Source organism: Pseudomonas sp. OST1909 (assembly GCF_015277575.1).
GTDB classification, from domain to species: Bacteria; Pseudomonadota; Gammaproteobacteria; order Pseudomonadales; family Pseudomonadaceae; genus Aquipseudomonas; species Aquipseudomonas synxantha_A.
On sequence record NZ_CP063780.1, the window covers coordinates 4,359,032 to 4,383,787 of the forward strand.

Sequence of the window (24,756 nt, forward strand, 5' to 3'; positions counted from 1 at the left end):
CCTAAAGATTCGTTACGACTAGCGAAATTGCGCGAGGAACCGCAAGTCGTTGTCGAAGAACAGACGCAAGTCGTTCACGCCGTAACGCAGCATGGCCAGACGCTCAACGCCCATGCCGAAGGCAAAGCCCGAGAACTCTTCCGGATCGATCCCGGACATGCGCAGCACGTTAGGGTGGACCATGCCGCAGCCCATGACTTCCAGCCAACCGGTCTGCTTGCAGACTCGGCAACCTTTACCGCTACACATCACGCATTCCATGTCGACTTCAGCGGACGGCTCGGTGAACGGGAAGAACGATGGACGGAAACGCACGGCCAACTCTTTCTCGAAGAACACCCGCAGGAACTCTTCGATGGTGCCCTTGAGATCGGCGAAATTGATATCGCGATCCACCAGCAGGCCTTCGACCTGGTGGAACATCGGCGAGTGGGTGATATCCGAGTCGCTACGGTATACACGGCCTGGGCAGACAATGCGGATCGGCGGCTTGTTCGCTTCCATGGTGCGGACCTGTACCGGCGAGGTATGGGTGCGCAACAGCATGTTCGCATTGAAATAGAAGGTGTCGTGCATCGACCGGGCCGGGTGATGGCCTGGGATGTTGAGCGCCTCGAAGTTGTGATAGTCGTCTTCGACCTCAGGGCCTTCGGCAATGCCGTAGCCGATGTGGGTGAAGAACTGCTCGATACGTTCCAGAGTCCGGGTAATCGGATGCAAGCCGCCCGAGGCCTGACCACGGCCAGGCAAGGTCACGTCAATGGACTCGGCGGCGAGCTTGGCCGCTAGATCGGCCTCCTCGAGCGACGCCTTGCGCGCATTGAGCACCTCTGTGACACGTTCCTTGGCAACGTTGATCAACGCACCGACTTGCGGACGTTCTTCAGCCGGCAAATTTCCCAGGGTCTTCATCACCTGAGTCAATTCACCTTTCTTGCCAAGGTAGTGAACCCGGATTTGCTCCAGGGCATTTACATCTTCAGCGCTTTGCACGGCCTCAAGGGCTTGGGCAACGAGCGCGTCCAGGTTTTCCATGTACAGACTCCAGATACAAAATAGGGGAAGAGCTTGAAGGCTCTTCCCCTATTTATGACGTTTACCACCTTGGGCTACAGGAGTAACCCAGGATGACTGTCGGGGGTACTTAAGCCAAGGAGGCTTTAGCTTTCTCGACAATCGCAGCAAACACCGCTTTTTCGTTCACGGCCAGTTCAGCCAGAACCTTACGGTCGATTTCGATGGACGCTTTCTTCAGGCCAGCGATGAAACGGCTGTAGGACAGACCGTTAACACGTGCACCAGCGTTGATACGAGCGATCCACAGAGCGCGGAACTGACGTTTTTTCTGACGACGGTCACGGTAGGCGTACTGGCCTGCCTTGATTACCGCTTGCTTGGCAACACGGAATACGCGTGAACGCGCGCCGTAGTAGCCTTTAGCAAGTTTCAGAATTTTTTTGTGACGTTTACGGGCAATGACGCCACGCTTTACACGAGCCATGAGTTACTTCCTCTAGTCTTGATCCAAAAATTAACGAAGGCGCAGCATGCGCTCGACTTTTGCCACGTCAGACGGATGCAGCAAGCTGCTACCGCGCAGTTGACGCTTACGCTTGGTCGACATTTTGGTCAGGATGTGGCTCTTGAAAGCGTGCTTGTGCTTGATACCGTTAGCAGTTTTCAGAAACCGCTTAGCAGCACCACTTTTAGTCTTCATCTTTGGCATGTTCGGATACTCCGCATTCAGTTGATAAACATAATCAGAAGGCCTGCCGTGCCCTGTTGATTACTTCTTCTTTTTCGGGGCGATGACCATGATCAGTTGGCGTCCTTCCATCTTAGGATGCTGTTCGACCGAACCGTACTCGAGCAGGTCAGCTTCGACCCGCTTGAGGAGTTCCATCCCCAGCTCCTGGTGGGCCATCTCACGGCCGCGGAATCGCAAGGATACCTTGGCCCTGTCCCCATCACTCAGGAAACGTACCAGGTTGCGCAGTTTTACCTGGTAATCCCCTTCCTCCGTCCCTGGACGAAACTTGATTTCTTTAACCTGAATCTGCTTCTGGTTTTTCTTGGCTGCGGCAATCTGCTTCTTCTTCTCGAAGATCGATTTGCCGTAGTCCATCAGCTTGCAGACAGGTGGTACAGCATCGGCGGAAATTTCCACCAAATCGAGCTTGGCTTCTTCAGCCTTAAGAAGCGCGTCTTCAATTGACACAATCCCAAGCTGCTCACCCTCAGCCCCAATTAACCGAACCTCGCGTGCCGAGATATTCTCGTTGATCGGGGCTTTCGGTGCAGCTCGTTTATCTTGTCTCATTTCACGCTTAATAATAATTACTCCGAATCTGGGCGACCACGCCGGGAAACCGCTTGCGCGAGGAACTCAGCGAACTGGGCGACGGGCATCGAGCCCAGGTCAGCACCTTCACGAGTACGCACAGCGACAGTCTGCATCTCGACTTCCCGATCTCCGATAACCAAAAGATAGGGAACCTTGAGCAAAGTATGCTCGCGGATTTTAAAGCCGATCTTTTCATTTCTCAAGTCGGACTTGGCACGAAATCCGCTTTCGTTGAGAGTTTTTTCAACTTCGGCGGCAAAATCTGCCTGTTTATCAGTGATATTCATGATCACTGCCTGGGTCGGAGCCAGCCACGCAGGGAACGCGCCCTCGTAGTGCTCGATCAGGATACCGACGAACCGCTCGAACGAACCGAGGATCGCCCGGTGCAGCATAACCGGGTGTTTACGGCTGTTGTCTTCGGAGACGTATTCGGCTCCCAGACGGATCGGCAGGTTAAAATCGAGCTGCAGGGTACCACACTGCCAGACACGGCCAAGGCAATCTTTGAGCGAGAACTCGATCTTCGGACCGTAGAACGCGCCCTCCCCCGGCTGCAGGTCGTACGCAAGGCCCGCACTGTCGAGTGCTGCGGCCAGTGCAGCTTCGGCGCGATCCCACAGCTCGTCGGAACCAACGCGCTTTTCCGGACGAGTGGACAGCTTCATTTCAACTTCGGTGAACCCGAAATCGCGATAAACGTCCATGGTCAGCTTGATGAACGCGGCGGATTCAGCCTGCATCTGCTCTTCGGTGCAGAAGATGTGGGCGTCGTCCTGGGTGAAACCGCGCACACGCATGATGCCGTGCAGTGCACCGGATGGCTCGTTGCGGTGGCAGGCACCGAACTCGGCCAGGCGCATGGGCAACTCGCGGTAGCTCTTCAGGCCTTGGTTGAACACCTGCACGTGGCATGGGCAGTTCATCGGCTTGATGGCGTAGTCGCGGTTTTCCGACTGGGTGGTGAACATGTTGTCGGCGTAGTTGGCCCAGTGCCCGGATTTCTCCCACAGGCTGCGATCAACGACCTGCGGGGTCTTGATCTCCAGGTAACCGTTGTCGCGCTGAACCTTGCGCATGTACTGCTCAAGCACCTGGTACAGGGTCCAGCCATTCGGGTGCCAGAACACCATGCCCGGCGCTTCTTCCTGAAGGTGGAACAGGTTCAGGCGCTTGCCGATCTTGCGGTGGTCGCGCTTTTCAGCTTCTTCAATGCGCTGGATGTAGGCGGCCAGCTGTTTCTTGTCAGCCCAGGCCGTGCCGTAGATCCGTTGCAGCTGTTCGTTCTTGGCATCACCGCGCCAGTAGGCACCGGACAGCTTGGTCAGCTTGAACGACTTGAGGAAACGCGTGTTCGGCACGTGTGGGCCACGGCACATGTCGACGTATTCTTCGTGGTAGTACAGACCCATGGCCTGCTCGTCCGGCATGTCTTCCACCAGACGCAGCTTGTAATCTTCACCGCGCGCGGTAAACACGTCGATCACTTCGGCACGCGGGGTGACTTTCTTGATGACGTCGTAATCTTTTTCAATCAGCGCGTGCATTCGCTGCTCGATGGCCGCCAGGTCGTCCGGTGTAAAAGGACGCTCATAGGCGATGTCGTAATAGAAGCCTTCTTCGATTACCGGGCCGATCACCATCTTGGCGGTTGGGTACAGCTGCTTGACCGCATGGCCAATCAGGTGCGCGCAAGAGTGGCGAATGATCTCCAGCCCCTCTTGATCCTTGGGCGTGATGATTTGCAGGCTGGCATCGCAAGTGATCAGGTCACTGGCGTCGACCAGTTTGCCGTCGACCTTGCCGGCCACGGTCGCCTTGGCCAAGCCTGCACCAATGGATGCGGCGACTTCGGCTACGGAAACCGAATGATCGAATGAACGTTGACTGCCGTCGGGTAGAGTAATAGTTGGCATGGCGCCTCCTCTCCTAGTGGTGACCCCTACCAAAGGTCACGTGGGTTGGGATGAGCCAGTACAAGATCCAACACCAGGCCGTTCAGTGATGAACGCCTGCCTTACAGCGGCAGGAGCCTTTCGGCCAACCGATAATCGAACCAGAGTGACTGGATTGAGCTAAAAAGAAACATGGCAAGGCGGTAATTGACGCGCCTGAAACTAGCCAAGCCCACGATCCTAGCACAGATGAACGGTCATCGCGCCGACGAAGCTTTGTGGATAGCGCAATTCAAGGCTTTATAGCTGCAAAGTGAACTTGAGCTGTACGTCGGGCCTCCAACCCACTGAGAATCGCCGTTCGTCCTCGACCCAAAGGAGCATCCCATGATGCGTTTCACCTCTACCCTCGCTGTCGCCGCTACCCTGAGCCTCCTTTCCCTCGGCGCGCAGGCTGCAGCCCCTTCCAACTGGCCAGCCGGCGCCCGTGACAGCTTTGTGAGCGACTGCAGTGCCGCCGCGAGTCAGAACGTAGACGCCAAAACTGCCAAAGCTCACTGCGAATGTGGTGCTGACAAGATCAATGCCGAATTGACTAGCGCGGAAATCACAGAACTCATGGCAGGCAAGCCACCAGTGGGCGATAAAGCAATCGCCGCTCGCTCGGCGCTCGAAACCAAAGCCGTCGCAGCTATTGATTCCTGCAGAGTCGTGAAGAAAAAGTAAGATTGACCACTGATCTGACGGCCATATCGCTGAAAAAACGCCCTGAAAACTGCCATTTCACACAAATTACGCAGGTTTTACGGCTTTTTTTAACAGTTGATATTTCAGCGCAAAGCCCCGTAGATCGGGGCTTTGCGCCGAGCCAGGGATCAGATGCAACGCGATTGATTAGCAAACAATGCCTTGGGGGGGCTCCCAAGTCGAACATTTCGACTATGATAGCCCAGTGTGCCCAGTTGGCCTGAGCAGCACAGCACTACTGAAAATATATGTTTCTTGGAGATACACCATGTCTAATCGCCAAACCGGCACCGTTAAATGGTTCAACGATGAAAAAGGCTTCGGCTTCATCACTCCTCAAGGTGGCGGTGACGACCTGTTCGTACACTTCAAAGCTATCGAAAGCGACGGTTTCAAAAGCCTGAAAGAAGGCCAAACCGTTTCCTTCGTGGCTGAGAAAGGCCAAAAGGGTATGCAAGCTGCACAGGTTCGCGGCGAGTAATTCTCCGCTGAGCTAAAAAAAACCCCGTCCATGTGACGGGGTTTTTTATGGGCGATGCAAAAGCCGAAGCTATCAGCCGCAATTGACCCGCGTGATCACCAGGTTGTTGTCAGTGTTGAGGTTCAGGCGGTCAGAACGATATTCCAGGGTAATCATATCGTTGGGCTTGAGGATGCGTGCATTCTGCGCGCCAGCACGGCTACGAGCCTGCTCCAGCAACTGTGGCGAGGCTTTCTGGCCGATTGCGAACTCGGCGGCCTTCGACTCACAGCGGCTATGACCAGCATCGGTCACGGTGGCGTCTTTGCCTGGCTCAGAGGCACCCGGGGTGCTGCAACCCGCCAATGCGAGTGCTGCCAACAAAGTACCGAATGAAGCGAGCTTCCAAGGCATGAAGCCTCCTATGATTAAAAATGGACAGAGATCGTGCGACAGCGATATGAACGATTGGTTTCAAGACGTTAATCGCCTGCGCGCAAGTCTGCCTGACTCGCGCGGGGCAATCGCCCAGTCAATCGTGACTAGATATGAACGCACTCAGTAGATGTCAATGTAGTCAGATTGTGGGTGTGGCCAGTTCTGTTTCAGCGCATTGAAAATCTGCATGACCCAGACCTCATCGCTGGCCGCCACAATGCCGACATAACCAGAACCCTTGGCCCAGGTCTCCAGACGAAACAGCAGGCCATCAATCTGCGCCCCACCGACTACGCCGGAAGAAATATAGGCAATACCAGCCCTGGTTACCCGAAGCTGGGTATGTTCGTCGTCACTGGCGTGGGCAAGCAGTTGGCGCACGGCATCCAGCGTCAGGTTCTCAGGCTTGTTCAGATCGATCTGCACGCGGTGTTTCCCGGCTGTTAAACAAGCTGACAGTGTCGCATACCCCCTCCTTCATGCCTAAGTAGCAGTGCCAAAGGCCGCGCAAAATGGTTAACTGCGCCGCTGGAACCGCGTTCCAGCGCATTGCCCAGTACTTCAGCCGTGAGATTTCCATGACCACCGTAACGCTCCAAGCCGATATCAAAGCCAAGTGGCCCCAGGGGCAAAGCTCCTATAGCCCCGGCAGCACCGAAGAACTGGCGATCATTGGTATCGATCTGTTGGTCAAGGAACTGGGAACCCAGGCGGCACAAGCGTTCATCGGCCAGGTATTCGAGAAATACCCGGCCGACCACATGGGCGCACAAGAATAAGAACCGGTCGACGAACGCCGACCGGTAAAACGTATTACTTCAAACGCGCCAGACGCTCGGTCAGCAGATCGAAGAAGCCCTGGGCGTCGCCGTTCTCGACCCAGAACACATTCTTCTCTTGCTTGAGGCCGTCGTACCAATCGACGATGGTCTGGCCAAAGGTTGGGCCTTCGCGGCTGTCGACGACCATATTGGCCTGACGACCGCTGAACAGCGATGGTTTGAGCAGGTAGGCAACCACGGTAGCGTCGTGGACCGGGCCACCCGGAATGCCGTAATGCTCCATGTCGCCTTTGACGTACTCATTCAGAATACTGCTGACGACCTTGCTCGCGTTGTTGTTCAGGTCCGCAATCTTCTTCAGGCGGGCGTCGCTGGTGAGGACTTTATGGGTCACGTCCAACGGCAGGTAGGTCAACTTCACTCCACTTTTGAGCACGATCTCAGCCGCCACCGGATCGGCGAACAGGTTGAACTCGGCCACGGGCGTGATATTGCCGCCATTGAAGTGCGCGCCACCCATCACCACCACTTCCTTGATGCCCTGGGTGATTTCGGGCGCCTGGGTCAGTGCCAGCGCCAGGTTGGTCTGTGGACCGAGCATGGCGATGGTGATGCTGTGCGGTTTGGCGGTGCTCAGCGTCTTGATCAGGTAGTCAACGGCATTACCTTCGGCCAGGCCTTTTTTCGGCTCGTGCACGGTGACGCCGGAGATACCCTCTTTGCCATGGATATTCTCGGCGTAGATCGGCTTGCGCAGCATAGGCGCCGGCGCACCGGCGTACACCGGAATGTCCTCACGCCCTGCCCACTCGCGCGCCAGACGCGCATTGCGGGAGGTCTTGTCCAGGCGCACATTACCGGCGACGGTGGTCAGCGCACGAATGCTCAGCTCCTCCGGCGAGGCCATGGCGAACAGCAGCGCCACCACGTCATCGGCCCCAGGGTCGGTATCGATGATCAGGTCGATTTTTTCCGCCGCCTGGGCGCTTGCAGCTGTGAGTGCGGACAAAAGCAGAACACTCCGGAACAGGTTTTTCAGGATGGGTAGACCACGTTGCATAAAGCACTCCTTGTCATTGGGGGGACGCTAAAACGTTACGCCGGATACCAGCGCGATATTGCAGTAAGGCTGGCACTCGCCGGTACGCACAACCGCGCGTGCTGTGCGGCTCAGTTGCTTGAATTCTTCATGGCTGAGCAGCCGCCTCTCACCCAGCGCTGCCTGCTCTGTCAGCGCATTGAGCGCGCTCAGCGCCGGCGGTTGCTTGAGCAGGATTTCCTCCGCGAGCACGTGGCTTTCAACCTGCATCTCACTGAGCACAATGCGCAACGTGCTGATGAAATCCGGAATGCCCTGGGTCAGTGCCAGGTCGATCAACTCCACGCCGGGCGGTACCGGCAGGCCGGCATCGCCGATGACCAGCACGTCACCATGGCCCAGGGATGCGATCACGCGTGACAGGGCGATATTGAGCAAAGGTGTCTTTTTCATGAGGGCACAAAACCTTGTACGTCGTGCAGCGTAGGAATGGAAGGCTGAGCGCCGGCGCGGGTCACAGACAACGCCGCCGCTACCTGGCCAAAACGGATCGCCTCGGCTTCGCTCTTGCCCGCGGCCAGTGCAGCGGCAAAGCCACCGACGAAAGTATCGCCTGCGGCTGTGGTGTCCACCGCCTTGACCTTCGGCGCCAACAGATGCTCGAAGCTGCTACCGTCGGCAAACAGTGCCCCCTGGGCGCCAAGCGTAATGATGACTTTACCCGCCCCCGCCTTGATCAGCGCTGTCGCGGCGACCTTGGCGCTGTCGAGCGAGTCGACGGTGACGCCGCTCAGGGCGGTGGCTTCACTTTCATTGGGGATCAGGTAATCGATCGAGGCATACCACTGAGCGGGCAAAGGCCCACTCGCGGGAGCCGGATTGAGGATGACTGTCTTGCCCAGTTCGCGGCCGCGCTTGAGCGCATGACCAACAGTGTCCATCGGCACTTCAAGCTGGCAGATGATCACGTCTGCCGCCTGCAGCACAGCGTCGCAGGCTTGCAGAGACGCGGGCGTCAACTCACCGTTGCTGCCGGCCACAATGACAATCGCATTCTGGCTGCTGTCATCCACCACGATCAATGCCACACCACTGGAGCCCTCTACGGTGCTGACCGCCTGGCAATCGATCCCTTCCACCAGCAGTGCATCACGCAACTGACTGCCATAGGCATCGGTGCCCACGCATCCGATCATCGCAACACTGGCCCCCAGCCGCGCCGATGCCACCGCCTGGTTGGCGCCCTTGCCACCCGCAACGGTGGAAAAGCTCTGGCCGATCAGGGTTTCACCGGCACGCGGCAAGCGACTGGCCCGGGTGACCAGATCCATGTTCAAGCTGCCTACTACCACTACTTTTGCTGGCATACATCAGTACTCATCAATTCGGTTCAGCGGTATTGGGCGAACACACCGGCCAATGGCGCCGTCGACTCACGCAAAACGATACTTGGCGTCACGATGCGTTGATCGATCGACCGTTGGGGTGTTGCTATTCGTTGCAATAATAATTCGGCCGCCGTCTCGCCCAATTGCAGGATCGACTGCCCGACCGTGGTCAGCGCAGGATAGACGTAGCGTCCCATCTGAATGTCATCGAAACCGATCACCGACAACTCGGCCGGCACGCGGATGCTGCGTTCTGCGGCTGCGCGCAGCACGCCGAAACCAATCATATCGTTGCTGGCGAAAATCGCGCTGGGCGGGTTTTGCGCTAACAATTGCACGGCTGCGGCATACCCCCCCGTGCTGGTGAAATCGCTTTCCAGGATCCGGCTAGCCAACACCTCGACACCCGCTTCGCGCAATGCACGCTGGTAACCCGCCAGGCGCATTTGTGCCACGCGGGTATGCCCCGGGCCGCCGATACAGGCAATATCCCGATGGCCCAACTCCAGCAAGTGCCGGGTCGCGAGGTAGGCGCCCTGTTCGTGGTCGATGCGCACCAGGTCGACATCGATGCCATCCAGGGCCCTGTCGACAATCACCATGGGCGTGCGCACTGCACTCAAGCCCGCCGCCAGGCCGCTGTCATCGCCGCCCACCGACGTCACGATCAAGCCGTCGACGCGTTTTTCGAGCAACACGCGCAAATAACTGCGCTGTTTTTCCGCGTCGTCGTCGGAGTTGCAGAGGATCACGCAGTAGCCATTACGCTCGCAGTAATCCTCGATGCCCCGCGCAAGCTCGGCAAAATACGGGTTGAGGCTATTGGGCACCAACAGGCCAATGGTGGCCGTGGTCTTGGCCTTGAGCGAACGCGCCACGGCGCTGGGTACGTAGTCCAGCTGTTTGATCGCCGCCTCGACCTTGATGCGGACCGGCTCGCTGACCGGGCGCGTCTTGTTCACCACATGGGACACGGTGGTGTAGGAAATACCTGCAAGCGCTGCCACATCCTTGATCGTTGCCATGACTCAGCCCCGCCGACTGGCGCGCTGGCTGCGGTAAGTATCAAGGACCACGGCGATCACGATCACAGCACCGGTAATGATGCGTTTGGTGGGCTCCGTAGCGCCGATCTGCGCAAGCCCCGCCGCCAATACCGAAATGATCAATACACCGAAGAACGTACTGATGACCGAACCGCGCCCGCCCATCAGGCTGGTGCCGCCGATTACCACCGCGGCGATTACCTGCAGCTCCAGGCCTGAACCAGCATTCGGGTCTGCCGCCTCCAGGCGCGAGATCTGGAACAGCGCAGCTACACCGGCCAACAGGCCCATCAGGCTGAACACCAGAATCTTGTATGGCTTGGGATTAATGCCAGCCAGGCGCACTGCTTCTTCGTTAGTGCCGATGCCGATCAGGTAACGCCCGAAGACAGTGCGGGTCAGCACCAACTGAGCCGCAATGATCACCAGCAGCGCAATGATGAACGACGGGGAAATACCGAAAGCAATCGGGTTGGACAGCCAGGCAAACGAGTCACCGATATAAGCGGTGCGCGAGCCCGTCATTTGATAGGCCACGCCCCGGGCCATCTCCAGCACACCCAAAGACACGATAAATGACGGGATACGCCAGGCCACGGTGATGGAGCCGGTGATGGTCCCGGCCAATGCAGCGCAGCCCATGCCCAGTAGCGCAGCCGGCAACACGCTCCAGCCCCAGCCCAGGATTGCCACGCTGACCGCCGATGCCGCCAATGCCAGCACCGAACCTACCGACAGGTCGATGCCGCCGATGATCAGGATGAAGGTCATGCCCACCGCCAGCACCATCAGGTCCGGAATCTGGTTGGCCAGGGTGCTGAAGGTGTCGTAGGACAGGAAGTGGTCGCTGAGTACCGAGAACAGCGCAATCATCGCCAGCAAGGCACCCGCCAGCCCCAGGTAAGTACCCAGGCCATAGAAGTTGCCGCCAGTTTTACCGGGGGAAATGCTTGTTTTCATGGGGTATTCCTAGGCGCTGCCTCATTGAGCAGCGCATCACGTTTCTGATAGCCGGCAAAGGCGGCGGCGAGCAATTCGTCCTGGGTCCAGCTGTCACGCTCGAAGGTCTCGATCAGGCGCCCCGCGGACAACACCCCGATGCGATCACAGATCAGCATCAGTTCACGCAGGTCGCTGGACACCACCACCAAGGCCTTGCCCTGGCGAGTCAGTTCGCCAAGCAACGCATAGATGTCGAACTTGGCGCCGACATCGATGCCTCGTGTGGGCTCATCGAACAGCATCACCGCACAATCGCGCTCCAGCCAGCGGCCAATCACTACTTTTTGCTGGTTGCCGCCCGACAGCTCGGACACCAATTGCCCCGGGCTGGAACTGCGGATACGCATGGCGTCGATCTGGCGTTTGGCCAGGGCGGTTTCGTTGCGGCTATTGACGACGCCACCACCGGAAATTTCCGGCATGTTGCCCAAGGCGATATTGGCGCTGATCGATTGGGTCAGCAGCAGGCCCTCGCCCTTGCGGTCTTCGGTGATCAGGGCGATACCATGACCAACCGCATCCACTGGCGAGCGAATACTGACCACCCTGGCCGGCGACCCCAGGGCCACGGTGCCGCTGTCGGCCTGGTCGGCACCGAAGATCAGGCGCAGCAACTCAGTGCGGCCGGCGCCGATCAGTCCGGAAATACCGTAGATCTCACCGGCGCGCACTTCGAAGGACACGTCGCGAACCTTGTCCGAACGGCTCAGGCCCTTCACCGTCAAGGCCGGTTCGCCGATGGTGCGCGGGCCCAGGTCAATGTGTTCGCCCAGCTCGCGACCGACCATCAAGGTCACCAGTTGCTCACTGTTGTAATTGGCCATCGGCTCGACACAGACCAGCTTGCCGTCGCGCAGTACCGCAATACGCTGGGCGACACGGGCCAGCTCTTCCAGCCGGTGTGAAATATAAATGATCGCCACGCCTCGGGCTTGCAGACGGGTGATTTGCTCAAACAGCATCTCGACTTCACGGGCGGTGAGCATGGCCGTGGGTTCGTCGAGAATCAGGACGTGGCAGTCGCCGATTAGGTTGCGCGCAATCTCGACCATTTGCTGGTGGCCAATGCCCAGGCTGCCAACCAAGGTGTCGGGGTCGATCGCATCCAGGCCAACTTGGGCCATGGCCTCGATCGCGGCTTTGCGCAGTTGCTTGCGGCTGATCCAGCCACAGTTGCTCGGCAGGTTATCCAGAAACAGGTTTTCAGCCACCGTCAGGGTCGGCAGCAGGTTGAGTTCCTGCATGACCATGCGCACGCCCAAGGCTTCGGCCTGGGTGCGGCTGGCGGGGCAGTATTCCTGACCGTTGAACTGCATGTGCCCGGTAGTCGGTGTGACCAGGCCGCCGATGATCTTCGACAAGGTACTTTTGCCTGCGCCGTTCTCACCGGTCAGCGCGAGCACTTCCCCGCGATTGAGCGTCAGGGTGATGTCGGACAGAACCGGCTGGGCATAGGTCTTGCCGATACCGCTGACCGAGAGGACAGCGTTCGGGGCGGAAGATGACATAGGAAAATCTCCAGGCGCCCGCTCAGGACGAGCGAGCGCTGTTGGGTACTGCCGGGATTACTGCTTGATGACGAGTTCGACCGGGGTTTCGATCACGCCATCTTTGGCATCGACCTTCTCACCCTTGACCAGCTTCAATGCGTTCTGGATACCGAATACTGCTTGTTGCGCGGCAGCCTGGTCAGCGGTGGCCAACACACGACCATCCTTGAGCATTGGCTTGATCGCATCAATGTTGTCGTAGCCCACCACCAATACCTTGCCGGCCTTGCCTGCCGCACGCACGGCGGAGACAGCGCCCAGGGCCATGTTGTCGTTACCGGCCAGCAGCGCCTTGATATCCGGCGTTTCGCTCAGCATCGCTGCAGCAATCTTGTTGCCCTGGTCGATTTCCCAGTTGCCGGATTGGGTGGAAACAATCTTCATGCCTGCAGCGTCCATCGCATCCTTGAAGCCTGCGGTGCGCTGCTGGGCGTTAGTCGTGGTGGGTACACCTTCGATGATGCCAACCTTGTCACCCGCGGCCAGTTGCTTGGCCAGGTAGTCGCCCACCAGCTTGGAGCCTTTGCGGTTGTCCGGACCTACGAACGGGATATCGAGGTTTTTGCTTTTGAGTACCTCCGGATCCAGGCGATTGTCGATGTTGACGACCTTGATACCGGCATCAGAAGCCTTCTTCAGCACACTGGCGAGTGCCTTGGAGTCGGCGGGAGCAATGACAAGCGCGTCTACCTTGGAGTTGATCATCTCGTTGACGATGGCGATCTGCGCACTGGTGTCTGTTTCGTTCTTGATCCCGTTGGAGATCAGCTTGAACTCTGCTGGGTGCGCTTTCTGGTAGTCCTTGGCACCGTCGGTCATGGTGACGAAGAACTCATTGGCCAGGGACTTCATGACCAAACCAACAGTAGGTGTTTTGGCAGCGTCATCAGCAAGTGCAGAAGAGAGAGGCAAAGCAGCGGATGCGGCAAGCACAGCGACAGCAAGAAGACGTCCAGCGAATGGCAGCTTCATGGGTTCACTCCGATCTTATGATTATTGTGAGCAACGCTTGCACCGAAGACCTCTTCGGCGGCCCTCCCACCCGGGCGGCTGATACGAGCTGTCACGAAACTCCTGGAGTGCTCGTGAAACATCTCGCAAACGTTTGCGTTGAGCAAACTATGAGAACCTTGTCGGGATTTGTCAACGGTAGAAACTGGCCTTTCAATCCCATGCCCGCGGCCTGGTTCAACCTGCCTTGGGGACTGAAACGTTTAAGGCAACCTCTTTCTCGCACTCTCTAAAACGACAGGTGTTGACGCTAATCGCACTCGAATCTTATGACAGGACTGTCGGACTACCGAACACACTACCCCTCCACCGTTCGGAAAGCCGGACGCCACTCACTCAAAACAAGCTTGAAAATTCTCATAAGTTGTTTTAAATCAATACGTTAATTTAAGAAGAACCACACACTCGGCCTGGTACAAATCCTGCTTTTCCCCTGCACCTCGCGGCGTTCAGAACCGCCCGGGTGTTCTAGATGAACCGGCTACAGCACTCATCAAAAACCAGAGAGAAAAATAATGAAATCTGCATTGAAGAACTTTGTCCCGGGCGCCATGGCCCTGCTGCTGCTGTTCCCCCTTGCCGCACAGGCAAAAGAAGTCGAAAACAAAACCAAACTGTCCAACGTAGTGATCCTTGCCACAGGCGGCACCATTGCTGGCGCCGGTGCCAGTGCGGCCAACAGTGCTACGTACCAGGCAGCCAAAGTCGGCATCGAACAACTGATCGCCGGCGTTCCTGAGCTTAGCCAGATCGCCAACGTACGCGGCGAACAAGTGATGCAAATTGCTTCTGAAAGCATCAACAACGAAAACCTGCTGCAACTGGGTCGCCGCGTCGCCGAACTGGCTGACAGCAAGGACGTGGATGGCATCGTGATCACTCACGGCACCGACACCCTTGAAGAAACTGCCTACTTCCTGAACCTGGTAGAAAAAACCGACAAGCCTATCGTCGTGGTCGGCTCCATGCGTCCGGGTACGGCCATGTCGGCTGACGGTATGCTCAACCTGTATAACGCAGTCGCTGTTGCAGGTAGCAAGGATGCACGGGGCAAAGGCGTGCTGGTGACCATGAACGACGAAATCCAATCGGGTCGTGACGTCAGCAAGATGATCAACATCAAGACCGAGGCATTCAAGAGCCCGTGGGGCCCGCTGGGCATGGTCGTTGAAGGCAAATCCTACTGGTTCCGCCTGCCGGCCAAGCGTCACACCATGGATTCGGAATTCGACATCAAGACCATCAAGAGCCTGCCTGACGTTGAAATTGCCTACGGCTATGGCAACGTGAGCGACACTGCCTACAAAGCACTGGCCCAAGCTGGCGCCAAGGCCATCATCCACGCCGGTACCGGTAACGGTTCGGTATCCTCGAAAGTCGTTCCCGCGCTGGTCGAATTGCGCAAGCAAGGCGTACAGATCATTCGCTCCTCCCACGTCAACGCCGGCGGTATGGTTCTGCGTAACGCTGAACAACCAGACGACAAATACGACTGGGTTGCGGCTCTGGACCTGAACCCGCAGAAAGCTCGCATCCTGGCCATGGTAGCCCTGACCAAGACCCAGGACAGCAAAGAGCTGCAACGCATGTTCTGGGAATACTGATTACTGCTGATCGACCTGTGGGAGCGAGCTTGCTCGCTCCCACAATTGCTCCCCCTTCTCAACAAACTTCCCGAATAGCTGTCAGACGAACTTCTTGAAATTTAAGCAGTTGCGAAATCGCCTACAGTTAAATACTGTATGTGCGTACAGCAAATTAAGGAATGCTCCGTGGCAAAGCCCTCTTCCGCAGCACCTGCGGCGCCTGACGCCTACCAGCGCCTGGCTATTCGCGTGCAAAAGATCATCAATTCGACCAACGCACAGAAAGCCAAGGCAGCCTTGCTCTTCCGTTTACCCGATGAGCCGGAAGACGTGTGGCAACGTCTACTGGAAGAAATTGCAGAAAACGACAACGTCACCCTCGCCTATCGGGATGACGGTGGCGTGCAGATTTTTTGGGTTGTGCCGAAGGAAGATTGATTGTGAGTGCCCGTTTTATTGCCGTGTGCTGTCTGTTTTTAAGCGTAACCGCCAACGCCCAAGCCCCTCGCACCTTCAGCGAAGCCAAGAAAATCGCCTGGAAGCTTTACGCACCCCAATCGACCGAATTCTATTGCGGCTGCAAATACACCGGTAACCGCGTGAATTTGAAAGCCTGCGGTTACATCCCGCGCAAAAACGCCAATCGCGCCGCGCGCATCGAGTGGGAACACATCGTGCCGGCCTGGCAAATCGGGCATCAGCGCCAATGCTGGCAAAACGGAGGGCGAAAGAACTGCACGCGCCACGACGATGTGTTCAAGCGCGCCGAGGCGGACCTGCACAATCTGGTGCCGAGCATCGGCGAAGTGAATGGCGACCGTAACAACTTCAGCTTTGGCTGGCTGCCCGTGCAAAGTGGGCAGTACGGCTCGTGCCTGACCCAAGTGGATTTCAAGGCCAAGAAGGTCATGCCACGCCCGTCCATTCGCGGCATGATCGCACGCACGTATTTTTATATGAGCAAGCAATACGGGCTGCGCCTGTCGAAGCAGGATCGACAACTTTATGAAGCCTGGAACAAGACTTACCCGGTGCAAACCTGGGAGCGCCAGCGCAACCAGACCGTGGCCTGCGTGATGGGGCGGGGCAACGAGTTTGTCGGCCCGGTGAATCTCAAAGCCTGCGGTTGAACGTGGGCGGGGTTGCCGCCCACTTGGCACGTCACTGCGCGGCGTTGTGTTCGATAATTTCAGACACAGTGTCGGTTTTCTTCGCGCGGGCCATCTTTTCGTTGAGCAAGGCTTGTTTGGCCTCGGCCTCGGCCCTGGTTGCGAACGGACCCAACAGCACCTCATCCTTGCCGTCGACCTTCACGATATAAAAATTGAAACCATGCTCCAGCAACCAGGCGGTCAGGTCGGTGATCGCCTGCAGCTTGTGGTCTGGCGGGCCGACGCGCACATCCCATTCCTGAGCGGCAATCGCGCCGGTTTGTGGCAGGCTTTCGGTCACGGCAGGCTTGGCCTTGGGCGCATCGACCGATTTACCTTCACCGCATCCGGCCAACGCCAACACCACAATTGCCATCGCTACTTTACGCACTGCCCTGCTCCTTTGAGGATAAAGAGGCGACTTTACCATTCACTGTCTATTCTGGCCGTCATAAACGTTGGCTTAAACAATGCGAATGATGTATCGCGACCTGTATGATGCCGCCATGGGAATTAATGTCGCCTCTATGCGTCCTAAAAGAGGCAGCCACAGGGAAGCGCTTCGCAGTAAGCTACACACATCCGACACCTGCCCTGTCTGACACATGTGTCCTTAAAAGTAATCAAGGAGAAGTCCATGCTTATACTCACCCGCAAAGTTGGTGAAAGCATAAACATCGGTGATGACATTACGATCACCATTCTGGGCGTTAGCGGCCAGCAAGTACGAATCGGCATCAACGCACCCAAGGACGTTGCCGTGCATCGCGAGGAGATTTACCAGCGCATCCAGGCCGGCCTGACTGCACCCGACAAAAACCAGACGCCTTGAAACGCCTCCAGTAGCCAGCCCTTTCGTTCACTGTAATGGCTGGCGAAAACCCAATCGGCCTGCTCGCGTCTTCCAGACTGACCAGTGCGCTTTGAGCATGCCCCTTCGCTGCAAGATGAAACTGTCTGGGCATCTGGAACTTGTTGAAATATTCGCAGCCCAATTTCTGACATTTTATCCTGCCATCCGAATGCATTCAGGAATACGTCGATGAGGCCAGTCGCGACGCCACCTCTTGTTTCCAGATCCTGGATGATCGCCCTGCTGATCGGGGTGGCCTTCCTGGCGCTTGGGTATGGGCTGAGAGTCGAAGTCGAGGGCGCCGATCCCGACGCCCATTCCTGGCTGGACCTGGCGCTTCTTCTCTGCGGCTACCTGCTGGTGTTCTGCCTCAAACCCATCCAAAAAGTTATCTTGCGCAAGCTATGCCAGCGCGCAGCGCATCGTGCCCATCAGAAAACCACACGCTGAGGACCTGCTGCGTATCACGGCGCCAGCTTGCGCAAAGACAACAAGCCATCAGCGCCATGCTCGGTGCATAAATCGCCGTAGTCGTTGATGCAAGCGTGTGCAGTCACCATGGGCTCCAAGTGTGCCGAGGTGACAACCACAACATCCGCCCCCGCTGCTTCACCCGCTCGAATGCCAACCGTGGCGTCTTCGAACACCAGGCTGTCCTCAACCGACACCCCCAGGCGTTTGGCGCCCAATAAATAGCACGCAGGGTCGGGCTTACCGTTGGCCACGTCTTCGGCCGTCACCCACACGGTCGGCAAGGGAATGCCTGCCGCTTGCAGTCGACGTAATGCCAGCGCCTTGGGAGCAGACGTGACCAGCGCCCATTGAGCCGCAGGCAAGCCTTTCAAAAACTCCACTGCGCCGGGAATCGCTACAACGCCGTCGACATCGTTGAGCTCCGCGTCGGTAATCCACTGGGCTTCAACTTCTGGATCGACACCCGGCAACGCCTGGCGGGTGATCGTATCAATCGCACGCGCGCCATGAATGGTAGGCAGAAACGCTTCCACATCCAGACCATGGCGCTCGGCCCAGATGCTCCATACACGTTCGGCCGCAGCGATGGAGTTGAGCAGGGTCCCATCCATATCGAACAGGAAAGCGCGGTAACGCCGGTTGAACACGGATGAAGTTGGGATGGACACTGCGCGGCTTCCTCATGAGCTGGACCCCCGCAATCTACGGATCACCTCGGCGCTTGTAAACGTAGAGCCTCCTCGACCGGACACGCATTGCCCACGCGCCAGGCTCGAACCAAGAATGACGAACTTGTCATGATCCTGTTGGTTGGCTGTTGGGGTCGCCTGGTTACTGTGAACTCACTGCCAACCCGGCAGCCCCCAGCCACGAGAGAGACCGCCATGAAACTGTTCGCCCTGGGCTTTGCCGCCTTGCTCGCCACCGGTTCTGCCTTCGCTGCCGACGCAACGTCTGCCAGCGATGTCATCCACGACAAAACCGGCTTCTTCCTACACCTGGATGTCGCCAAGGTGCTTTCGAGCACCGACATCTCTGGCCAATGCGGGATTGTCCCGGCGCACTTGCGCTACCTGGACCATCAGGGCCGCGAACACCTACTCGATTACCAGGTCCAGGGCGTCGGTTGCGCCAGTGACAATTGATCGGGCTACACTTGCGCCACTTATTGAAGCAGGACACTTTCCATGAACATCCTCGTAGTCGAAGACGAACCCAAGGCCGGCAATTACCTGCTCAATGGCTTGCAGGAGCTTGGCCACTCGGTGAGCCTGGCGCGCGACGGCGTAGAGGGTTTGCACCTGGCCCTGGAAACACCATACGACGTGATCGTGCTGGACGTGATGATGCCGAAAATGGATGGTTGGGAAGTGCTGCGTCGCCTGCGCAAAGAGTCCGATACACCGGTGCTGTTCCTCACCGCTCGCGATGACATCGCCGACCGCATCAAGGGCCTTGAACTGGGTGCCGACGACTACCTGATCAAACCCTTCTCCTTCGCCGAACTGGTCGCACGCCTGCGCACCCTCAACCGCCGTGGCCCGAGCCGCGAAGAAGAACAGCTGCACATCGCCGACCTGCACATTGATGTACTCAAGCGCCGCGTGACCCGCGCCGGTACGCGCATTACCCTGACCAACAAGGAATTCGCGTTGCTGCACCTGTTCGCCACCCACCAGGACCAGGTGCTGTCCCGCTCGCTGATCGCATCACGGGTGTGGGACATGAACTTCGACAGCGACACCAATGTGGTCGATGTTGCCGTACGCCGCCTGCGCCTGAAAATCGACGACCCGTTCCAGCTCAAGCTGATCCACAGCGTGCGCGGCATTGGCTACCGCTTCGATACCCAACCATGAAGCGCGATCGCCATTATTCCCTGACCCTGCGCCTGGCATTGATCTTTGCCCTGCTCGCCTTCGCCCTGCTGGCCACCCTGGGCGTGACGCTCTACCACGAGCTGGAGCGTGAGCTGATCAAGCGTGACGACGCCGCGCTGATCTCGCGCGCCAACCAACTGCGCAACGTGCTCAATGACGGCAATACCCGCGAACTGATCAAGACCAAGCCCCAGCTGTTCCAGAACATGCTGGGCAACAGTGAGTCGGTACTGAGCATCGCTGCACCTGGGCAGACTCCGTTATTGCTCGTCAACCCGGGCAACATTCAAATACCGGCCGTGCCGGCCGTGGCAAAAGACCACGCCCTTGGACTCGCCGACGTACACCATTTGCCCGGCGTAGATGGCGTGCCCTTCGCCACCGTGGCGGCTTTCATCGACACCGGTGACCTGGGGAGCCTGCAAGTCACCGTCGGGCGCCTGATGGCTGAACGCACAGCCATGCTTGCCAGTTATCGCTTGAGTGTTTTTATCCTGGCCAGCATCGCGGCGGTCATTCTCGCCTTGGTTGGTTATGTGCTGGTACACCGTGGGCTGGTGCCCTTGCGGCGCCTGGCCGGACATGCACAGGGCATCGGCGTGAACAACCTGGCCGAGCGCCTGGGCAGCCAAGGCGCGCCCAAGGAGCTGCTGCCGATGATTGACGCCTTCAACACCATGCTTGAACGGCTGGCCAAAGGTTTTATTCAACTGGGCCAGGTGTCCACCGATATGGCCCATGAACTGCGCACCCCCATCAATAACTTGCTCGGTGAAACCCAGGTCGCGCTGCAACAGAGCCGCGCTATTGAAGACTATCAGCAACTGCTGGCCTCAAACGTTGAAGAGCTTGAACGCCTGGCACGGATGCTCGACAACATGCTGTTCCTGGCCCGCACCGACCCGGCCAGCGCCCTGCGTCAGCGCCAGGCGCTGGACGCAGCCGATGAAGTGGAGCGCATCGCCGATTATTTCGAGGGCTTGGCCGGTGATGTGGGTATGCACATCGTTGGCGTGGGCGAAGGTGTGATCTGGGCGGAACCGATGCTGCTGCGCCGGGCACTGGCGAACCTGTGTGCCAATGCCATCAAGTATGGCGCGCCGAACACCGAGCTGAGCATCCAGGCCATCCCGACAGTCGAGGGCACTTGCATCAAGGTCAGCAACCAGGGTGCAACCATTGCCGCGGAGCATTTGCCCAGGCTGTTCGAACGTTTTTACCGGGTGGATGAATCCCGTGAATGCTCATCCCAGTCCAATGGACTGGGATTGTCGATTGTGGCGACCATCATGCAGCTGCATAACGGTCGGTATGGCGTCAGCAGTGAAGACGGCGTGACCTGCTTTGAATTGTTTTTCCCCGCACAGGAGGCGTGAGGGTTATCCCGCTCAATCAAAGGCGCCATTGAGTACTTCGTAGATGATGCCGCTGGCGATGGCGACCAGAATCAAATCGGTTCCCGCTTGCTGCCATTCATAACCGTCGTAGTGAGGCAGCCGCCCCAGCAGGCGACCATCGAGTTTCTTGGCGATACCGGGTGGCAGCGGCTTGCCACGCGCCAGGTTCTTCTGGATGCCCGGCGGCAATGCAGGCCCTGGGCTCCAGTAATCGCGATAACCGCCGAGCACATTCAATACGCTCCCTCGGTCAACGCTGGGGCCGTGACCACCTGAGCCGCCCTTGCCCTTGGGCTTGTCGTAGACCTGCCCTGCGGGGTTATTGCCTTTGTTATTGCCCTGCCCCTGACCGCCCTTGTTACCCTGGCCCTGCCCCCCTTGGTTATTACCCTGCCCCTTGCCATTACCGGGATCGGCCAGGGCAAGACCGCTACCCGCAAACAGCGCGAGGGACAACGCGACAGACACGAACTTCGGGTACTTGATCATGATGGTTTTCCAAGGTGGATACACCCGTGAACTATAGTCGAAGTTGCCCCACGAATAACTCCACTCACAGCCCAACCGTCAGCTCACCTGCCCGCCTGTTTCCCGCACATCCGCTTGGGTGAGCCAGGCCGTCGAGACCGCCAGTCGCAAGGCCTCAACCAAAGGCGGCTGATCGGCCGGCGGCGAGCTCGGCACATGGATAAACCCACTGCGCACCCCGGCCTCGACCAGCCGGTGCTGCAAAAGGTAGAACACCTGGTTGCAGACGAACGTACCCGCCGTTTGCGAAACGGCAGCCGCCACCCCCGCGTCACGCAGCGCCTTGACCATGGCCTTGATCGGCAATGTCGAAAAGTATGCAGCCGGGCCATCGGCTACCACTGGCGTATCAATCGGCTGTTGCCCGAGGTTGTCGGGGATGCGTGCGTCATTGATATTGATCGCTACCCGTTCGATAGACATCTCGCTGCGCCCGGGCGCCAGGCCGGTGGCAATCACCATTGCCGGGTTCAACTCGCTGATCAATCGGCTCAGGTGTTCACCCGCCGTGGCAAATGCACAGGGCAGGCAATGCGCGACAATGCGTGCACCCTCGCCCAGTTGCACGCCATCCAACTGGCGTGCAGCTTCCCATGACGGGTTCACCAGGTCGTTATCAAAGGGCTCGAAACCCGTCAGCAGTACAGTTTGCATAGTGACCTCACATCAACAGGTAAAGCAGCACGATATTGACCACCAGCATCATCAGCGCGGTGGGGATCTGCGCCTTGATCACCGCGTTCTTGTCGGGCAACTCCAGCAACGCCGCTGGCACGATATTGAAGTTGGCCGCCATCGGCGTCATCAACGTGCCGCAGTAACCGGAAAACATACCGATCGCCGCCATTACCGCAGGGTTGCCGCCATAAATCCCTACCAGCACCGGCACGCCGACGCCGCCAGTCATCACAGGGAAAGCCGCAAAACCATTGCCCATGATCACCGTAAACAGGGCCATGCCCAGTACATAGACCATCACCGCCACCAGCTTGTAGTCCAGGTTGATGTAGGTGGTGGTGACGTGGGCGACTGCCGTGCCCACCCCGGCCTCGTTGAACAACAATCCAAGCATCGCCAGCATCTGCGGCAACACCATGGCCCAGCCCAGGGCTTCGGTCAGACGACGGGATTCGCGCAGGGCTTGTACCGGTGTATCGCGGGTCAGCCAGCAGGCCAGGCCCAGGGCAATCAGGCAGCCGATGCCGAGGGAGACAAAGGTGGTGTTCTTCGGGTCCAGCAACGGTACACCGCCGATTTCGGTGTGCTTGAGCAATACCGAACCAATTACCGTGGTCAACGGAATCGCCAAGGCCGGGATAAACAACTTGTGGCCCAGGCGCCCGGCGCTGGCGCGGGACGCCTTGTCGTGCAATTCGGCGTGCTGGCCGCGACCAACGCCACCCAAGCCGGCGATCAACGCCATCACCACCACACCGATGCCGATGGCCACCGAGGGCAGACGCTCCCCCACCAGGAACGGTATGGCGAACAACAACCAGAACAGCGCGCTGGACCAGCGTTTGGGATGGGTGCGATCGAGCAGGATCATGCCCGCAGTGATCAGCAACAGAACACCGGCGAGCCAATAAAGGTATTGAATGGAAATGATCATTGAGCAGCCTCCACGGACGTGTTGGCCGGGCTCATTTCGCGGGTCAATCGTCGATCAAAGCGATGCAGGCGGATCGCATGAATGATGAACGCACAAATCGCCGTCGGAATGCCCCACACCGCGATGTGCAGCGGCTCCACGTCAATCCCCGAGCCCAACAGGAAGGTGTGCATCAACGCAATCGCACCGAAGGCGACAAAAATATCCTCACCAAAAAACAGCCCGACGTTATCGGTGGCCGCACACATGGCCAAGACCTTGTGGCGCAGCTTGTCCGGTAGCTTGCCGTAGCGTTTTTCCGCAGCACCTTCGGCCATCGGCGCCAACAGTGGGCGCACCATTTGCGGATGCCCACCCAGGCTGGTCAGCCCCATGGCGGCCGTGGATTCACGCACAAACAGATAAATGATCAGCAAACGCCCAACCGTTGCCCGCTCGAAGCGGGCGATCCAGTTCTGCGCATGCAGGCGCAAGCCATGACGCTCCAACAGGCCAATCACCGCCAGCGGCAATAAAAGAATCAATTGCAGGGCACGAGTCTGAAGGAAACCATCGCCCATGGTGGCGAGAATTTTTTCCAGCGGGAACTGGGCGGCAAGCCCGGTGGCGATGGCGGCGGCGGTGACCACCAACAGCGGATTGAAGCGCAATACAAAGCCGACCACGATGACAAGCACGCCGATCAGCGGCCATAGGTTCACAACTGTTTGCATGGCACAGAGGTCCTTTAGTGCGCGCTGCGGCGCCATAACAGCAGGATGTGGGCAAAGGGCTCACAGCTTGGAAGTGGCGTGCAGTCGGCTCGGTTTTTTTATTGTTGACCCGGAAGGTCGAGCGTCAGTGGCGGCAACTTTGCTGTCTGGAGACCGGGGGTGTCCAACAAGAAAAATTGTTGCTGCACACCAATAAATTTTGTGGGGATGGCGCCGACGGTCGGGCGCAATCAGGAGAAAGCGTCCAGACCTCAGGGGGAAAGTCGCGCAACCGACCTGATGAGGAGCTCAAAATCGTTCAACCGTGTAGACTCTCAAACAGAACCTATACTCCATCATGCAGCTGTGTGTACCTGCAGTTCGTTCACGGTGTTATACCGATAATGAGGGCTCGCGCTATGTATGCCGGACAAATGAGTGATATGGCGACCACGTTTGGCGAAATACGCTGCCAGATGTTCGTCCAGATAATTTGCCTGCTGTCGGTGGCTACGCTGTTCTGCTGATCGAGCGTTCAAACCTGAATACACGCCTTGAGCCGTGTAGGGGTGGCTATTGCCCAAATTCCAGACAACAAAAAAGGGCCCACCTTTCGGTGAGCCCTTCCAGACCGCCCAGCAGAGCGGATTTTGTTTGGTAGGCGCGATTGGACTCGAACCAACGACCCCCACCATGTCAAGGTGGTGCTCTAACCAACTGAGCTACGTGCCTGCTGTGAGGCGGCATTCTACGGAATTCCGGAGGGGTGTCAACATCTTTTTTGCAGCTAAGCCTATGAATATGCGAATTTTTTATTTATGCCGGGTACACCTGGGATTTCCGGGTGGCTGGCAGGCAATTTTCAACTCAGGTAGGATCGC

31 protein-coding genes and 1 tRNA gene are annotated in these 24,756 nt (G+C 58.0%); 11 read left to right on the plus strand and 21 right to left on the minus strand.

All coding sequences use genetic code 11. The annotated features are described in order from the left end of the window. Window positions 1-18 precede the first annotated feature (18 nt). From pheS to thrS, 5 genes are all read right to left on the minus strand, one after another. Window positions 19-1,035, minus strand: coding sequence for a phenylalanine--tRNA ligase subunit alpha (gene pheS, locus IH404_RS18785; protein WP_003192486.1), 1,017 nt, complete (start codon window positions 1,033-1,035; stop codon window positions 19-21). A 109-nt stretch (window positions 1,036-1,144) separates the two neighbouring features. Beyond that, window positions 1,145-1,501 carry a 50S ribosomal protein L20 gene (rplT, locus tag IH404_RS18790; protein ID WP_005789679.1) on the minus strand — a complete coding sequence of 119 codons (357 nt, stop codon included), beginning with the start codon at window positions 1,499-1,501 and terminating at the stop codon, window positions 1,145-1,147. 30 nt (window positions 1,502-1,531) lie between these two features. After that, the gene (gene rpmI / locus IH404_RS18795) at window positions 1,532-1,726 is read right to left on the minus strand and encodes a 50S ribosomal protein L35 (protein WP_002553160.1); all 195 of its coding nucleotides are present in this window, start codon (window positions 1,724-1,726) and stop codon (window positions 1,532-1,534) included. 60 nt (window positions 1,727-1,786) lie between these two features. After that, window positions 1,787-2,338 (minus strand): translation initiation factor IF-3, encoded by a 552-nt coding sequence (infC, locus tag IH404_RS18800; protein WP_169851780.1) that lies wholly within the window; start codon window positions 2,336-2,338, stop codon window positions 1,787-1,789. Next, window positions 2,338-4,260, minus strand: coding sequence for a threonine--tRNA ligase (thrS, locus tag IH404_RS18805; protein WP_005789682.1), 1,923 nt, complete (start codon window positions 4,258-4,260; stop codon window positions 2,338-2,340). Before thrS ends, infC begins: the two co-directional genes overlap by 1 nt. 366 nt (window positions 4,261-4,626) lie before the next feature. Between thrS and IH404_RS18810 the strand changes: the two genes are divergently transcribed. Both IH404_RS18810 and IH404_RS18815 read left to right on the plus strand, forming a co-directional pair. Beyond that, window positions 4,627-4,965 (plus strand): hypothetical protein, encoded by a 339-nt coding sequence (locus tag IH404_RS18810; RefSeq protein WP_087945258.1) that lies wholly within the window; start codon window positions 4,627-4,629, stop codon window positions 4,963-4,965. Between the two features lie 289 nt (window positions 4,966-5,254). After that, window positions 5,255-5,467, plus strand: coding sequence for a cold-shock protein (locus IH404_RS18815; protein WP_003234260.1), 213 nt, complete (start codon window positions 5,255-5,257; stop codon window positions 5,465-5,467). Between the two features lie 72 nt (window positions 5,468-5,539). Here IH404_RS18815 and IH404_RS18820 read toward each other — a convergent pair whose 3' ends face one another. Together IH404_RS18820 and IH404_RS18825 are read right to left on the minus strand one after the other, a co-directional pair. Beyond that, complete coding sequence (locus IH404_RS18820) at window positions 5,540-5,860, minus strand: I78 family peptidase inhibitor (protein ID WP_005789685.1); 321 nt, start codon at window positions 5,858-5,860, stop codon at window positions 5,540-5,542. A gap of 144 nt (window positions 5,861-6,004) precedes the next feature. After that, on the minus strand, window positions 6,005-6,310 hold the full coding sequence (locus IH404_RS18825; protein WP_005789687.1) for a hypothetical protein: 306 nt from the start codon (window positions 6,308-6,310) through the stop codon (window positions 6,005-6,007). 152 nt (window positions 6,311-6,462) lie between these two features. Between IH404_RS18825 and IH404_RS18830 the strand changes: the two genes are divergently transcribed. Further along, window positions 6,463-6,663: a hypothetical protein gene (locus IH404_RS18830; protein ID WP_005789689.1), complete on the plus strand. Its 201-nt coding sequence runs from the start codon at window positions 6,463-6,465 to the stop codon at window positions 6,661-6,663. Window positions 6,664-6,697: 34 nt separating this feature from the next. Here the strand turns inward: IH404_RS18830 and IH404_RS18835 are convergent, their stop codons facing one another. From IH404_RS18835 to IH404_RS18865, 7 genes are read right to left on the minus strand one after another with little or no spacing between them, the layout of a single operon-like run. Next, window positions 6,698-7,726: a nucleoside hydrolase gene (locus IH404_RS18835; protein ID WP_005789691.1), complete on the minus strand. Its 1,029-nt coding sequence runs from the start codon at window positions 7,724-7,726 to the stop codon at window positions 6,698-6,700. 27 nt (window positions 7,727-7,753) lie between these two features. Further along, window positions 7,754-8,158 (minus strand): D-ribose pyranase, encoded by a 405-nt coding sequence (rbsD, locus tag IH404_RS18840; protein ID WP_005789692.1) that lies wholly within the window; start codon window positions 8,156-8,158, stop codon window positions 7,754-7,756. Continuing rightward, on the minus strand, window positions 8,155-9,072 hold the full coding sequence (gene rbsK / locus IH404_RS18845) for a ribokinase (protein ID WP_005789694.1): 918 nt from the start codon (window positions 9,070-9,072) through the stop codon (window positions 8,155-8,157). Before rbsK ends, rbsD begins: the two co-directional genes overlap by 4 nt. A gap of 23 nt (window positions 9,073-9,095) precedes the next feature. Beyond that, window positions 9,096-10,118: a LacI family DNA-binding transcriptional regulator gene (locus IH404_RS18850; protein WP_005789696.1), complete on the minus strand. Its 1,023-nt coding sequence runs from the start codon at window positions 10,116-10,118 to the stop codon at window positions 9,096-9,098. Window positions 10,119-10,121: 3 nt separating this feature from the next. Next, on the minus strand, window positions 10,122-11,099 hold the full coding sequence (locus tag IH404_RS18855) for an ABC transporter permease (protein ID WP_003192502.1): 978 nt from the start codon (window positions 11,097-11,099) through the stop codon (window positions 10,122-10,124). Further along, window positions 11,096-12,649, minus strand: coding sequence for a sugar ABC transporter ATP-binding protein (locus tag IH404_RS18860; RefSeq protein WP_005789698.1), 1,554 nt, complete (start codon window positions 12,647-12,649; stop codon window positions 11,096-11,098). The genes IH404_RS18855 and IH404_RS18860 overlap by 4 nt, the downstream gene beginning before the upstream one ends. Before the next feature lie 57 nt (window positions 12,650-12,706). Then, window positions 12,707-13,663: a sugar ABC transporter substrate-binding protein gene (locus IH404_RS18865; RefSeq protein WP_005789700.1), complete on the minus strand. Its 957-nt coding sequence runs from the start codon at window positions 13,661-13,663 to the stop codon at window positions 12,707-12,709. 554 nt (window positions 13,664-14,217) lie between these two features. On the opposite strand from IH404_RS18865, the gene IH404_RS18870 reads away from it, so the two are divergent. The 3 genes from IH404_RS18870 to IH404_RS18880 all read left to right on the plus strand — a co-directional run bounded on the left by IH404_RS18870 (window position 14,218) and on the right by IH404_RS18880 (window position 16,418). Further along, window positions 14,218-15,306, plus strand: coding sequence for an asparaginase (locus tag IH404_RS18870; protein WP_005789702.1), 1,089 nt, complete (start codon window positions 14,218-14,220; stop codon window positions 15,304-15,306). A gap of 168 nt (window positions 15,307-15,474) precedes the next feature. Continuing rightward, complete coding sequence (locus IH404_RS18875; protein WP_005789704.1) at window positions 15,475-15,726, plus strand: DUF1654 domain-containing protein; 252 nt, start codon at window positions 15,475-15,477, stop codon at window positions 15,724-15,726. A 2-nt stretch (window positions 15,727-15,728) separates the two neighbouring features. Beyond that, a complete protein-coding gene (locus IH404_RS18880; protein WP_005789706.1) occupies window positions 15,729-16,418 on the plus strand; it encodes an endonuclease I family protein in 690 nt (229 codons plus the stop codon). A 31-nt stretch (window positions 16,419-16,449) separates the two neighbouring features. On the opposite strand, the gene IH404_RS18885 is transcribed toward IH404_RS18880, so the two are convergent. Beyond that, the gene (locus tag IH404_RS18885; RefSeq protein WP_194440697.1) at window positions 16,450-16,815 is read right to left on the minus strand and encodes an SPOR domain-containing protein; all 366 of its coding nucleotides are present in this window, start codon (window positions 16,813-16,815) and stop codon (window positions 16,450-16,452) included. A gap of 261 nt (window positions 16,816-17,076) precedes the next feature. On the opposite strand from IH404_RS18885, the gene csrA reads away from it, so the two are divergent. Both csrA and IH404_RS18895 read left to right on the plus strand, forming a co-directional pair. After that, window positions 17,077-17,271 carry a carbon storage regulator CsrA gene (gene csrA / locus IH404_RS18890; protein ID WP_003192511.1) on the plus strand — a complete coding sequence of 65 codons (195 nt, stop codon included), beginning with the start codon at window positions 17,077-17,079 and terminating at the stop codon, window positions 17,269-17,271. Window positions 17,272-17,481: 210 nt separating this feature from the next. Further along, window positions 17,482-17,742, plus strand: coding sequence for a hypothetical protein (locus IH404_RS18895; protein WP_078821843.1), 261 nt, complete (start codon window positions 17,482-17,484; stop codon window positions 17,740-17,742). Window positions 17,743-17,756: 14 nt separating this feature from the next. Here IH404_RS18895 and IH404_RS18900 read toward each other — a convergent pair whose 3' ends face one another. Continuing rightward, window positions 17,757-18,434: an HAD-IA family hydrolase gene (locus IH404_RS18900; RefSeq protein WP_194438768.1), complete on the minus strand. Its 678-nt coding sequence runs from the start codon at window positions 18,432-18,434 to the stop codon at window positions 17,757-17,759. A gap of 216 nt (window positions 18,435-18,650) precedes the next feature. Here IH404_RS18900 and IH404_RS18905 point away from each other — a divergent pair, with 216 nt between their 5' ends. Genes IH404_RS18905 through IH404_RS18915 form a run of 3 tightly spaced genes read left to right on the plus strand, consistent with a single transcriptional unit; the run spans window position 18,651 to window position 21,022 of the window. After that, complete coding sequence (locus IH404_RS18905) at window positions 18,651-18,911, plus strand: DUF2790 domain-containing protein (protein WP_194438769.1); 261 nt, start codon at window positions 18,651-18,653, stop codon at window positions 18,909-18,911. 42 nt (window positions 18,912-18,953) lie between these two features. Continuing rightward, window positions 18,954-19,625 carry a heavy metal response regulator transcription factor gene (locus IH404_RS18910; RefSeq protein ID WP_005789715.1) on the plus strand — a complete coding sequence of 224 codons (672 nt, stop codon included), beginning with the start codon at window positions 18,954-18,956 and terminating at the stop codon, window positions 19,623-19,625. Next, window positions 19,622-21,022 carry a heavy metal sensor histidine kinase gene (locus IH404_RS18915; protein WP_005789716.1) on the plus strand — a complete coding sequence of 467 codons (1,401 nt, stop codon included), beginning with the start codon at window positions 19,622-19,624 and terminating at the stop codon, window positions 21,020-21,022. Before IH404_RS18910 ends, IH404_RS18915 begins: the two co-directional genes overlap by 4 nt. A 12-nt stretch (window positions 21,023-21,034) precedes the next feature. On the opposite strand, the gene IH404_RS18920 is transcribed toward IH404_RS18915, so the two are convergent. From IH404_RS18920 to IH404_RS18940, 5 genes are all read right to left on the minus strand, one after another. Then, on the minus strand, window positions 21,035-21,532 hold the full coding sequence (locus IH404_RS18920) for an anti-virulence regulator CigR family protein (RefSeq protein WP_194438770.1): 498 nt from the start codon (window positions 21,530-21,532) through the stop codon (window positions 21,035-21,037). A 78-nt stretch (window positions 21,533-21,610) separates the two neighbouring features. Further along, on the minus strand, window positions 21,611-22,225 hold the full coding sequence (gene pcp / locus IH404_RS18925) for a pyroglutamyl-peptidase I (protein ID WP_194438771.1): 615 nt from the start codon (window positions 22,223-22,225) through the stop codon (window positions 21,611-21,613). Window positions 22,226-22,232: 7 nt separating this feature from the next. Next, window positions 22,233-23,183, minus strand: coding sequence for a DUF979 domain-containing protein (locus IH404_RS18930; protein WP_005789722.1), 951 nt, complete (start codon window positions 23,181-23,183; stop codon window positions 22,233-22,235). Then, window positions 23,180-23,896, minus strand: coding sequence for a DUF969 domain-containing protein (locus IH404_RS18935; protein ID WP_032880264.1), 717 nt, complete (start codon window positions 23,894-23,896; stop codon window positions 23,180-23,182). The genes IH404_RS18930 and IH404_RS18935 overlap by 4 nt, the downstream gene beginning before the upstream one ends. 634 nt (window positions 23,897-24,530) lie before the next feature. Further along, window positions 24,531-24,607: transfer RNA gene (locus IH404_RS18940), tRNA-Val, on the minus strand. Between the last annotated feature and the right edge of the window lie 149 nt (window positions 24,608-24,756).